The following is an 11,157-nucleotide window of genomic DNA, read 5'->3' as shown; positions in this document are numbered from 1 at the left end:
CTGCGCCTTTTTTGGTTCCGGCTAAGCCGGCTTATCAGGATGGGCCTCAAATCTATTCAGGGGAAACCGCGGATACGTAATTATCGAGACTTTCTGACGACCATGAGATCGGCAGCTGGACGATAAAGACAGCATTTCCCTCGCGTCCCCATTCTATCTTCATCTGGCCACCATGGGAATTGATGATAGAACGGGCCAGGTATACCCCGGAATCATTAAGGTGATCTGAAAATCGGGTAATCTTTTCAGGTTGTTTCAGGGTTGAGCGCAAAGCTGTCCGCCTGGAATCATCACTCACCGGACCATGCTCTTCAATGCACAATTCAAAAAGCCGCTTCTGGCCGGTCTGTGGCTGAGATTCTCCCGGAATCGTCACCACATCACTCTTAAGGGATATCTCACCGCCATCCCCCGCCAGCATCATCGCCAATTCCAACAGGTTGATAAAAGCATGTCCAAGTTTATATTCATCAAAAGGAAATGATGGCATTGGTGAATGAAAATCATGGCTGATTTTTATGTCCTTCTTTTGCACCCGCGCAGCTATCATTTCAAGAAATTCCGTCAGCATCAAGCCCATATCTCCCCGGATCGGGCTAACCTGTAAATCCGTCTCTTCCATCCCCATCAGTTTTGTCCACTCATTAATCATGGACAGGGATTTCTTACCGCTGTTATATATTTCCTGCAACTGGGAAATAAGTTCACTGCGTTTAGACGGGAGATCATCTAACAGATGAGAAGAATAGCCGATAATGGCGGAGAGAGGAGACTTTACATCCTCGGAAACCATGGCCAGCAGTTCTTCTCTGACCTTCTTCATCCGCTCATGTTCCATGAGTGAACGGGTAAGTTTAAGATTATATTCCCCCAGTTTTTTATTGGAATCCTGGAGAATCTTGAAATAGGATTTTTTATTCAAGGGCCCCAGGTCAGCATCCACCAACAAAGATTCCAACTGCCGGCTGGACCGCAGCAGCAGGGCATCAATCACCTTTTCCTGAAGGCTGAAAAGGGAAAACGCAACGGACTTTAGATACTCGGTCTTAAAACCATCCTCCCCTGAAATAAATATACTCGCAACCACGGAACCAAGATGTACAAACTCACCAAGCGTCTTGATCGTCTCGTCTTCCAGATCGGCCAGAATATCAAGATTATGATGCAGGGAAATCACCCCGACATATTCTTCCGGCAGATTCCAGACCTGGGCCAGGGCCATCCCGGCTTCCGTGTGATCAAGACCATAAAAGGCTTTTTCAACCGCGCTGCGGTCACCCCGGCCACCATCATCTTTTCGCAGAACTTTTTTATAAAGTATGGGGTCGATTCCCCAGAGAATCAACGAACCCAGATCAGCAAGCAGCCCGGCAATAAAAGCTTTTTCCGGCGCCGGGTAGCCGATCTGCTGGGCAAAGAGACGGGCGGCAATGGCGGTATAGAGTGAACGTTCCCAATAATTACGCAAAGCCGGACTATTGGCTGCCTTATTTTTCATAATATCAAGAACCGCCAGGCTCAAAACCACATTTTTCACCACGTCAACACCCAAAAGGGCAATCCCGTGTGAAACAGTGGTGATTTTTTCCCGCAAGCCATAGAAGGGAGAATTAATTAACTTCAGCAGATAAGCAGTAATTGTTGGATCTTCCATCACAATATCAGCAATATCCTTAGCCGATGTCTGGTCATCCATGCTGATTTCCATCAGTTTAATGGCGACCTGTGGTAACCTGGGCAGATTATCCATTTTGGAAACCAGATCCAGAATTTCCTCTCTGGTCATCAGCATTCTCCCTTACAGCAGCAATTCAAAAGATATTTCTTTCCAGCAGTGCATCTGCTAAAACAAGGTTTTTTCACTTGGGAGATATATAGCACCCGGCCCATAAAATGTAAAGGCTACCTTGAAAAATGAATACCCCCATAAAAATCAGGAAGAAGAATTTTTACGACTCTTTATATTTTACGGTGTCCAGTTCCTTTAACCTTTAGCCTTTGGCCTTTATCCTTTATCCTTTGGCCTTTATCCTTGCCATCAGCTCTGCCAGTCGGCAGAGTTCACTTACGGTCATGGTTTCGGCCCGACAATCGGGTGAAAACCCGTGCTGTAGTAACAATTCAGCCAGTTGAGAACGTTCCAGGGCTAATTTCCAGTTGGAGAGCGGATTAATAATCTTCTTGCGCCGCTGGCTGAACAAGCGTTTAATTAAATCTCCCAGCCATGCCACATTACTGATCTGGCAGGATGGCTGAGACAGAAAATTAAGTGAAACAACCCTCGACCATACCCGGGGCTGAGGATAAAAACAGCTGGGTGATACAGTAAATCCGGGCATTGTCTGACAAAATAATGAAGTCATAATGGACAGACGGCCATATGATTTGCTGCCTGGCGCCGCCAGAATCCTGGCAGCAACTTCTTCCTGCATCATCAATACCGCCCGGGAAAAAAGATGACGATACCGAATCAGCAAAAAAATAATCGGGGTGGTTATCTGATAGGGAATATTGGCAACCACGCAGATTTTTCCATGCCGCAGATAAACATCACCAAGTTCATGCTCCAGATCACATTTGAGCACATCCCCATAAACCAGGTTAAATTCATTTTCCCGGCAGGTGGAAAACCGCCGCCGAAGATCAGGCAGCAAATCCGTATCAGTTTCAATCGCCGTTACCGGCGTTGTCGCCTGCAGGAGAAAGGTAGTTAAAAAGCCATTTCCAGGACCAATTTCAAAAACCGGTTCCCCTGCTGCCAGAGCCGCCAGATCAATAATTTTTCGGGCGATATTGGCATCATGGAGGAAATTTTGGCCCAGTTTTTTCTTAAACCGGTAAGTCATCAATATTCCTGAAATATCATCAACATCGATTCCCCGGTTAATCCCCCTGGGAATCGGTTAAATCTTGATTCCGCCGCAGGTAAACAACCAGGAAGTTAATAATCGGGATGCTGGCAAGGCCCAACACCAGCCCGATCAAATGACCACCCACCAGCAACGGCCAGGCAACCTGGCTGCCGGCATGAATAATATCCTTAAGCGTATGAATACCCTCAGGAAAAGGAATTGAGGAAGACAGAAGTATTTCTCCAACCTTGAAGTCAAAGTAAAGAATGGGAATCATGGTCAGTGGGTTGCATATCCAGCTGGCCAGCAGAGAAGCCAGACGATTTCCACGCAAAAGAAAGGCAAGAGAAATGGCCAGAAATGTGTGCAGCCCCAACAGGGGGGAAAAAGCAACAAAGAGACCCACTCCAACCCCACGGGCAATGGTTGCTGGATTATCAGTGCTCCCCAGCAACATTCTGATCATCGAGCGGATATCAGGCTTTTTTCCCTTTTTCATAATCGCAGGCGGGAATAGGCATTGAGATTCAATTCATCCCTTTTACCTTGTTGATGCAGACGGAAACCAACCTGTCCAATCATCACCGCATTATCAGTACAAAGAACCGGAGGAGCTACATACACTTCAACACCCCGGCCTCCAGCAGCCTGGATCAAGTTATTACGGATAGCAAAGTTACACGAAACGCCACCGGCCAGAGCGATGGACGAAACTTTGAACATCTCAGCCGCCTTCAGAGCCTTGCGGGTTAAAACATCGGCAACCGCGGCCTGAAAAGAGGCCGCAACGTCAGGAATAATCGCCGGAACCGCGGATTCATTCTTTTCCAGAAATGTACGGACCGATGTTTTTAAACCACTGAAACTGAAATCCAGCGAATCAGCCCCCATATATGCGCGGGGAAACTTTATGGCCCGGGGATCACCCTGAGTCGCCAAGCGCTCAATCACCGGTCCGCCAGGATAACCCAGATTCATCATTTTGGCTATTTTGTCAAATGCTTCGCCGGCCGCATCATCAATGGTTCGCCCCAGAAGCTGATAATCGTGCCATTCGCGCACCAGATAAATACTGGTATGCCCACCGGAGACCACCAGGCCAACAAAAGGAAAGGTCAGCCGCTCATTAACCAGCAGCGACGACATGAGATGGCCTTCAACGTGATTGACCCCGACCAGCGGCAGTTGCCGGGCAAAGGCCAGCGATTTTGCATAGGAAATACCAACCAATAATGAGCCCACCAGACCTGGACCACAGGTAACACAGATACTACCCATCTCAGCCAGGGCGGTATCTGCCTCTTTCAGTGCCTGCGTTACTACCCAGTCAATATTTTCCAGATGCTGGCGCGATGCAAGTTCTGGAACCACACCACCATAAGGCCGATGGATATCAATCTGGCTCGAAATGATATTGGAACGGATTTCTCTGCCTTGGGCCAGGACCGCGGCACAGGTATCATCACATGAAGTTTCGATGGCCAAAGTTAACATATCGTCATTTTAGCCGATTTACAGTCACCAAACAAGCTATTTTTACGCCCGGCCTAAAACCATAAAGGCCGGTCTTTTTGACCGGCCATTATCATAAATTAACATTTTTATCGAGATCCTCAAGCCGCCAATGACAAATTATCCAATTCGATTTCAAGACGTTTTTTTAATTTCTTTTTTGCATTATTTTCCAACTGTCTGACCCGCTCACGGGTAATCCCCAAACCGTCTCCGACTTCCTGCAATGTTTTCGCTGATCCGGAAAAAAACCGCCCTTCCACGACCTGCCGCTCACGACTGGTAAGCATGGACAACGCCTCCCTGACTTTCTCCTGCAACATCTGCTGTTCATCCAGATCAATTAAGGCTTTCTCCTGATTATCATCGGAGACCAGCATATCCATATAAGTGGCATCTCCATCATTTATGGTTCGAAAAAGTGAGAGATCACGCTGGCTGAGCCGCTCGTAGAGGGCCCGGACCTTTTCATCGTCTTCCTGCCCATCCATCAGTGCCCGCATGGCTTCACGATCAATCTCATTACCATTAAGCAACCCTTTGATCTTGGAAAGTTTGTAAAACAATCGTTTTTGCAGTTGAGTTGTGCCAATTTTCACCAGGCTCCATGACCGCATGATATAATCCTGAATATAAGCCCGTATCCACCATACAGCATAAGAAATTAGCTTGTAACCCCGCTCAGGATCGAATTTCTTTACCGCGGTCATCAAACCCAGGTTGCCTTCCTGGATCAGGTCCATTTTCTTCATCTGGTAGCCACTATATTCAGATGCAATTTTAACCACAAAACGTAAGTTACTGACAACCAGCTTATGTGCAGCTTCGAGGTCTCCATGATCATGATATTGGAAGGCAAGCTCTCTCTCCTCCTCAGGCTTAAGCAGAGGAAAGCGGTTTATTTCCGTCATGTACAGAGAAAACGAGTTGGCTACAGGAATCAACTGAGTATTGTTAGCCATTTTATCACCTCATCGTCATAAAGATTATTAGCACTCGTCTTACATGAGTGCTAATATAGCATATTCCCATCATATTGCAAACATTTTTTATAATGATTTAATCAGGGTAACTATTCAGCACATCTTTATAAAGTGCACTGCTGTGAGCAAAACCGGGACTGTCCCCGAGCCTTTTGGTTTAAAAGGGGACTGTCCCAGGCTTTTGCGGCGCATGCCGACATTGTTTCATAGTCCGTAAACATCTGGGACAGCCCCCGGTGAAGCTGGGGACAGTCCCGAGTTTACTACTTAAGTAGCGATGCAATGGGCTAAATAGTTACTAATCAGGAAGCTATACCATTGACAAAAATGATTCATTTACACTATATAGAGGCAGTCATTCCATATACACATCCATATCGTTCGTCATTTTTATTAATTGCACTATCCAGACTATTAACAGGAGGAAGGCTTGTACCATGGCCTATGAATTGAAAATAGAAACTTCTTTTGCCGCTGCCCACAACCTGCTGCACTATTGCGGTCAGTGCGAAAAACTCCATGGACATAATTGGAAGATTGAAATCATGATACGTGGCAATGAACTGGACCAAAGCGGCATGTTGCTTGATTTTAAAATCCTTAAAAATCACACGGAAGCAATTATACAATCCCTTGACCACTGCTACCTTAACGAGCACCCCGCGTTTGTCGGGCAAAGCCCTTCTTCAGAACTTATTGCCCGGTATATATTTACTGAGCTCGAAAAAAGATTAGCAGATCAGCAGGTTTCAGTTTATAAAGTTACAGCCTGGGAATCAGAACGGGCGGCAGCCTCCTACATGAGGGATTAAATGATTGAAGATATTCAGCAGCAGTCAGATCACCGACAGATCGAAATCAACAAAGTAGGGGTTAAAGGAATTAAATATCCCATCCAGGTTCTTGACAAAACCTTTGGCGTTCAGCATACCATTGGCGACTTCAACATGTATGTCAGCCTGCCCCATCATTTCAAGGGGACGCACATGAGCCGGTTTGTTGAAATTCTCAATCAATACCATAATAAAATCGGCATCAATCTGTTTCCTAATATTCTTAAGGAAATCAAAACTCACCTGGGAGCCGAATCAGCCCACCTTGAAATTTCATTCCCTTATTTCATTGATAAAGAAGCCCCCGTCAGCCGGGCTAAAAGCAAAATGACTTATCATTGCAAGTTTTTCGGCAGCCTCACCTTGGATGAGTTGGACTTCAGAGTTCAGGTTAAGGTTCCGGTTACCAGCCTCTGCCCCTGTTCCAAGGCCATCAGTGACGCGGGAGCTCACAATCAGCGCAGCACGGTAACGGTAAACTTCAGCTTCAAGGAATTTGTCTGGATTGAAGACATGATCAAACTCATTGAGAATACCGCCAGCTGCGATATTTTTCCACTACTTAAGAGACCTGACGAGAAATATGTGACAGAAAGGGCCTATGCACATCCTATGTTCGTGGAAGATCTGGTGCGGGAGATTGCCGGCAAGCTGCTACAGGATCAGAATATAATCTGGTTTACGGTTGAAGCCGAGAACATGGAAAGCATCCATAACCACAACGCCTATGCTTTTGTTGAGAAATACCTGTGACCGTTGTTATCTTCCTGCTTATCGCCGCCTACCTGATCGGCTCAATCCCCTGCGGCATCCTGGTCAGCAAATTCCTGGGCACTCCAGATCCCAGGCTGCAGGGCAGCGGCAATATCGGCGCGACCAACATCAGCCGCATAGGCGGCAAAAAAGCAGGAGTTGTTACCCTGATCGGGGATGCTCTTAAAGGTGCCGCACCGGCTCTGGCTGGAATTTGGCTGGCTCCGGAAACACCATACATTGCCGGGCTGGCCGGGCTGGCAGCTTTTCTCGGTCATCTCTATCCGATTTTCCTCGGGTTTAAAGGCGGGAAAGGAATTGCTACCGCCCTGGGCATTTTCCTTATCCTGACGCCCTGGGCGATTGCCATTGAAATCATTTTATTCTCGGTGATAATGCTGACCGTGCGCATTGTTTCGGTTGGCTCCCTGGCGGCCGCCCTGACCATCCCTGTCTGCATTTGTCTGCTGAGCTACCCTAAAGCGTATGTCCTGAGTGCTCTTGTTATTGCCATCCTGACAATATATAAACACCGGGAGAACCTGAAGCGATTAGTTGCGGGGCAGGAGCCTAAATTCTTCTGACTTGAAGCGACTATCTCAACATTATAGGATGTTCGGGCTTGGCTCTTAGCCTGTCTGCGTGCGGCACGCACAGGCAGGCCATGGACGGCCGGCGAGAATGAGCGAGAGCCATGCCGGAACATCCATGGAATTATGGAATTATGGGGACAGGATACTTAATTATTGGAAACCCATCAATAATTAAGGTCCAGTCCCCCATAATTCATTATAATGATTTAATCCGCTTGGCTTTCTGCCTTTCCTTGCGGGATAAACGCCGTGGATTTCCTTTTTTTTTCGTCGACCTGTCCTGCCGACGCTCAGCAAGGTCATCATCTTCGCCGGTAAGCCCTTTTTCCCCGGCAATAACCGCGACCATCATCTGGTCATAAAATTCCAATGCGCCGATGGTCACGGCATTATATCGCTGAACTTTATGACGCAGATCACCATCATCGGTCACCACCGTCAATCCGGAGCCATATTTTTCGGCCAAGCGCAGCAAAACCAAGTCTGCTTTCATGCCTAAAGGGGAAAAGATTATCTTCACCCCCTGTTCATGGGACTTTCGGGCTCCAGCAGCCGCAACCTGCCAGCCATCAAAAACCACTTCCACCACATGCCGACGGCAGGAACGATAATCAGCCAGCATACCGATCAGGCTTTCCCGTTCAACTTCCAGATCAAGGAAATCAAGGGGACTACCGGCAATGGCCGCAATCAGGTTATATCCATCAATAGCTAATCGCATAACTTCCTGACATATTCGACTAAATTGAGTGATCAGCTTTTAGCCGCTAGCAATTAGTAACTTACATCTCAACTTTCTGAGTTGTGTTGCCAGGAGACATCATTAGGATATTCGGGCTTGGCTCACAGCCTGTCTGCGTGCGGCACGCACAGGCAGGCGGCATTGACCGCCGAACGAATCACCACGACGGTGATTCGCGGCGGACACGGGGACATTGCTTTAGCGGTGTCCCCACTAGCTGCACACGATGTGCAGCAAGAATGAGTGAGAGCCATGCCGGAATATCCTTGAAGCAAATTTTTTCAAGCTGTTTTTTCACAACTCAGAAAGTTGAGTTACATATAAAACTCTGCGGTAAAAAACAAGAAAATCAAGCGACCATGAAGTCATGAAGCTCGTGAAGATTTTTTTACAATACTACATATTCTTCATGTTCTTTATGGTGAAATAAAAAAGGAGGCAAGGTTTCCCCGGCCTCCTGATTCAATTTAAAACCGGCAAGCGCGCAATTAATCTTTAGGCAGCTTTTCCTCAGGCTTGAGCTCACCTTTTTCACGTTCATCAAAAAATTCCAGGGCGACTTTGGGAAACAGGGCATAGGACAAAACATCTTCAACACTTTTTGCCTTATCACCCAGCTCCACGGTTAATTTTTCCATTTCCGGCGGAATCAAATCAGCCGGGCGGCAAGTTACCGGTTCTTCCCCTTTTAATGCCATTTTCTGCACTTCAGGATCAAAAGGAGCAACAGAAAGGCCATACATCCCCTTTAATACATTTTTAGACTCGTTGGGAATCATCATATAGCGTTTACCGGTCAGCACATTAAGGGTTGCCTGGGTGCCGACAATCTGGCTGCTCGGGGTTACCAGCGGGGGATAACCAAAATCATGCCTGACCCGGGGAATCTCTTCCAGAACCTGCTTCAGCTTGCCTATCGCTCCCTGATCCCGCAGTTGGGTTTCCAGATTTGACATCATTCCACCCGGCACCTGATAGATTAAAACATTGGTATCCACGCCGGTAAAACCACTTTCATAGGCATCATATTTAGCCCGCACATCTTTTATATAGGCGGCAATTTCCGCCAGCGGTTCCAAAGTAAGACCGGTATCATAAGGCGTATCGCGCAAGGCGGCCACCAGGCTCTCCGTCGGTGGTTGCGACGTCCCCTGGGAAAGAGTTGAGATGGCGCAGTCAAGGATATCAACCCCGGCCTCAATGGCTTTCAAATAAGTCATATGGGCCATACCACTGGTACAATGACAGTGCAGGTGGATGGGAACATCGATTTTTTCTTTCATGGATTTAACCAGCTCAAAAGCATCATAAGGAGCCAGCAAGCCGGCCATATCCTTAATACAGATAGTATCGGCTCCCATCCCCACCAGTTCCTGTGCCAGTTTGACAAAATAGTCGTTATCATGCACCGGGCTGATGGTATAACTGACCGCCGCCTCAGCAATCTTGCCGGCCTTTTTAACCGACTCCATGGCCATCCGCATATTGCGGGGATCATTGAGGGCATCAAAAATCCGGAAAACATCAATACCATTGGTCGCCGCCCGTTCCACAAAAGTCTGCAGGACATCATCGGCATAATGACGGTATCCAAGGATGTTCTGACCCCGAAGCAACATCTGCAGACGGGTATTGGGAATAGCCTGCCGTAACGCCCGCAGACGTTCCCACGGATCCTCTTTCAGAAAACGCAGACAGGAATCAAAGGTTGCCCCACCCCAGACTTCCAGTGACCAGTAGCCGATTTTATCCAGCGCTGAAGCAATCGGCAGCATATCCTTGGTACGCATCCTGGTTGCCAGCAAAGATTGGTGAGCATCCCGTAGAACGGTATCAGTTATCTGAACTTTGTGTGACATAACATCCTCCTAACTTCCGTTTGATGAGATAGTTATCCCCCACAGGGGGTTTACAATCATCCATCCTGCACTGCATCCAGAAACAGTCAGATCACTCATCGGCTTGATTTATAACTGTATACTGTATCCAATAAAATTTTTGAAAAAAGAAAACGGTCCTGAAAGCACCGTTTTCTATTTTTGCCTATTCGATCTCAGCAATCGCAGTATCAGATTCTACCGCCTGACCAACGGTTACATTGATAGCTTTAACAGTTCCACCGACGGGAGCAACAACTGGCATTTCCATCTTCATGGCTTCCAAGATTACCACCTCATCACCCTCAGAAACCTGGTCGCCAACACTTACCTTGACATCAAGAATTTTTCCCACCATCGGGGAAGTAATAACTTCACTCATTTGTACGCCTCCTGAAAAATTTTAATTTTACTCTATACACCACTAAAGATAATGGTAACATACTGGCAATCTGTTTGCAACATTTTTCTCAACATATTTACAGCCTAGTATTCATCCGGAAACATTCATTTCCGGATGAACGCTTTCAGCGATCAGCAGTCAGCTTTCAGTAAAATATAGGGAAAACAGCTGGTTAAGCTGAAGGCTGAAAACCTATGATAAAGATAAAACCAATATTATCATCATCTTACAATCAGTTATTCAAAAGAACCTTAATCTTTGCCGCCACCCGGTCCTCTTTTTTTATTTTCAATGAACGTTGATACATTTCCAGCGATTTTTCTCTTTCGCCCAGTTTCTGATAAACGTCTCCAAGGTGTTCAAAAATAACCGGATCATCAGAAATCAACGTAGATGCCCGCAACAAATATTCCAAAGCCTGTTCATATTTACCTTGAGCATAAAACAGCCATCCCAGGCTGTCTATAATAAAGCCACTGTCGGGTTTCAGGGAAAGCGCCTTGCGGATTAACTTCTCGGCATCATCAAGCTGAACCCCCAGCTCAACGTAAGTATAACCAATATAATTGAGAACCGTCGCATCTTCAGGATTTTCTTTTAAAAGCTCCT

13 protein-coding genes are annotated in these 11,157 nt (G+C 46.8%); 3 read left to right on the top strand and 10 right to left on the bottom strand.

What is annotated here, in order from left to right; genetic code table 11:
* Positions 1-52 precede the first annotated feature (52 nt).
* The 5 genes from U9P07_09115 to U9P07_09095 all read right to left on the bottom strand — a co-directional run bounded on the left by U9P07_09115 (position 53) and on the right by U9P07_09095 (position 5,326).
* A complete protein-coding gene (locus tag U9P07_09115) occupies positions 53-1,786 on the bottom strand; it encodes an HDOD domain-containing protein (protein MEA2109563.1) in 1,734 nt (577 codons plus the stop codon).
* A 226-nt stretch (positions 1,787-2,012) separates the two neighbouring features.
* Complete coding sequence (rsmA, locus tag U9P07_09110) at positions 2,013-2,846, bottom strand: 16S rRNA (adenine(1518)-N(6)/adenine(1519)-N(6))-dimethyltransferase RsmA (GenBank protein MEA2109562.1); 834 nt, start codon at positions 2,844-2,846, stop codon at positions 2,013-2,015.
* Between the two features lie 37 nt (positions 2,847-2,883).
* Positions 2,884-3,351: a DUF2062 domain-containing protein gene (locus U9P07_09105; protein MEA2109561.1), complete on the bottom strand. Its 468-nt coding sequence runs from the start codon at positions 3,349-3,351 to the stop codon at positions 2,884-2,886.
* Entirely contained in the window at positions 3,348-4,346 is a 999-nt protein-coding gene (tsaD, locus tag U9P07_09100; protein MEA2109560.1) for a tRNA (adenosine(37)-N6)-threonylcarbamoyltransferase complex transferase subunit TsaD, read from the bottom strand. Before tsaD ends, U9P07_09105 begins: the two co-directional genes overlap by 4 nt.
* Before the next feature lie 119 nt (positions 4,347-4,465).
* Entirely contained in the window at positions 4,466-5,326 is an 861-nt protein-coding gene (locus U9P07_09095) for an RNA polymerase factor sigma-32 (GenBank protein MEA2109559.1), read from the bottom strand.
* 458 nt (positions 5,327-5,784) lie between these two features.
* On the opposite strand from U9P07_09095, the gene queD reads away from it, so the two are divergent.
* Genes queD through plsY form a run of 3 tightly spaced genes read left to right on the top strand, consistent with a single transcriptional unit; the run spans position 5,785 to position 7,517 of the window.
* The gene (queD, locus tag U9P07_09090) at positions 5,785-6,159 is read left to right on the top strand and encodes a 6-carboxytetrahydropterin synthase QueD (protein MEA2109558.1); all 375 of its coding nucleotides are present in this window, start codon (positions 5,785-5,787) and stop codon (positions 6,157-6,159) included.
* Positions 6,160-6,933, top strand: coding sequence for a GTP cyclohydrolase FolE2 (gene folE2 / locus U9P07_09085; protein ID MEA2109557.1), 774 nt, complete (start codon positions 6,160-6,162; stop codon positions 6,931-6,933).
* Entirely contained in the window at positions 6,930-7,517 is a 588-nt protein-coding gene (plsY, locus tag U9P07_09080) for a glycerol-3-phosphate 1-O-acyltransferase PlsY (GenBank protein ID MEA2109556.1), read from the top strand. Before folE2 ends, plsY begins: the two co-directional genes overlap by 4 nt.
* A gap of 205 nt (positions 7,518-7,722) precedes the next feature.
* Here the strand turns inward: plsY and U9P07_09075 are convergent, their stop codons facing one another.
* The 5 genes from U9P07_09075 to U9P07_09055 form a co-directional block, all read right to left on the bottom strand.
* Positions 7,723-8,247 carry an NYN domain-containing protein gene (locus U9P07_09075; protein ID MEA2109555.1) on the bottom strand — a complete coding sequence of 175 codons (525 nt, stop codon included), beginning with the start codon at positions 8,245-8,247 and terminating at the stop codon, positions 7,723-7,725.
* Positions 8,248-8,369: 122 nt separating this feature from the next.
* Positions 8,370-8,522: a hypothetical protein gene (locus tag U9P07_09070; GenBank protein MEA2109554.1), complete on the bottom strand. Its 153-nt coding sequence runs from the start codon at positions 8,520-8,522 to the stop codon at positions 8,370-8,372.
* Positions 8,523-8,756: 234 nt separating this feature from the next.
* The gene (locus tag U9P07_09065; GenBank protein MEA2109553.1) at positions 8,757-10,127 is read right to left on the bottom strand and encodes a pyruvate/oxaloacetate carboxyltransferase; all 1,371 of its coding nucleotides are present in this window, start codon (positions 10,125-10,127) and stop codon (positions 8,757-8,759) included.
* Positions 10,128-10,311: 184 nt separating this feature from the next.
* Positions 10,312-10,527 carry a biotin/lipoyl-containing protein gene (locus U9P07_09060; protein MEA2109552.1) on the bottom strand — a complete coding sequence of 72 codons (216 nt, stop codon included), beginning with the start codon at positions 10,525-10,527 and terminating at the stop codon, positions 10,312-10,314.
* 253 nt (positions 10,528-10,780) lie between these two features.
* Positions 10,781-11,157: tetratricopeptide repeat protein (locus U9P07_09055; protein ID MEA2109551.1), on the bottom strand; the 377-nt coding region annotated here is incomplete at its 5' end.

The organism is Pseudomonadota bacterium, assembly GCA_034660915.1.
GTDB lineage: Bacteria > Desulfobacterota > Anaeroferrophillalia > Anaeroferrophillales > Anaeroferrophillaceae > DQWO01.
Note: the sequence above shows the minus strand (reverse complement) of the source record. Positions and strands in the feature narration are given on the sequence as shown.

What these genes read in the sequence shown, in the direction of transcription:
- U9P07_09115 (MEA2109563.1), bottom strand. Translation starts at nt 1,786, where the DNA reads ATGACCAGAGAGGAAATTCTGGATCTGGTTTCCAAAATGGATAATCTG.
- rsmA (MEA2109562.1), bottom strand. Translation starts at nt 2,846, where the DNA reads ATGACTTACCGGTTTAAGAAAAAACTGGGCCAAAATTTCCTCCATGAT.
- U9P07_09105 (MEA2109561.1), bottom strand. Translation starts at nt 3,351, where the DNA reads ATGAAAAAGGGAAAAAAGCCTGATATCCGCTCGATGATCAGAATGTTG.
- tsaD (MEA2109560.1), bottom strand. Translation starts at nt 4,346, where the DNA reads ATGTTAACTTTGGCCATCGAAACTTCATGTGATGATACCTGTGCCGCG.
- U9P07_09095 (MEA2109559.1), bottom strand. Translation starts at nt 5,326, where the DNA reads ATGGCTAACAATACTCAGTTGATTCCTGTAGCCAACTCGTTTTCTCTG.
- queD (MEA2109558.1), top strand. Translation starts at nt 5,785, where the DNA reads ATGGCCTATGAATTGAAAATAGAAACTTCTTTTGCCGCTGCCCACAAC.
- folE2 (MEA2109557.1), top strand. Translation starts at nt 6,160, where the DNA reads ATGATTGAAGATATTCAGCAGCAGTCAGATCACCGACAGATCGAAATC.
- U9P07_09075 (MEA2109555.1), bottom strand. Translation starts at nt 8,247, where the DNA reads ATGCGATTAGCTATTGATGGATATAACCTGATTGCGGCCATTGCCGGT.
- U9P07_09070 (MEA2109554.1), bottom strand. Translation starts at nt 8,522, where the DNA reads ATGGCTCTCACTCATTCTTGCTGCACATCGTGTGCAGCTAGTGGGGAC.
- U9P07_09065 (MEA2109553.1), bottom strand. Translation starts at nt 10,127, where the DNA reads ATGTCACACAAAGTTCAGATAACTGATACCGTTCTACGGGATGCTCAC.
- U9P07_09060 (MEA2109552.1), bottom strand. Translation starts at nt 10,527, where the DNA reads ATGAGTGAAGTTATTACTTCCCCGATGGTGGGAAAAATTCTTGATGTC.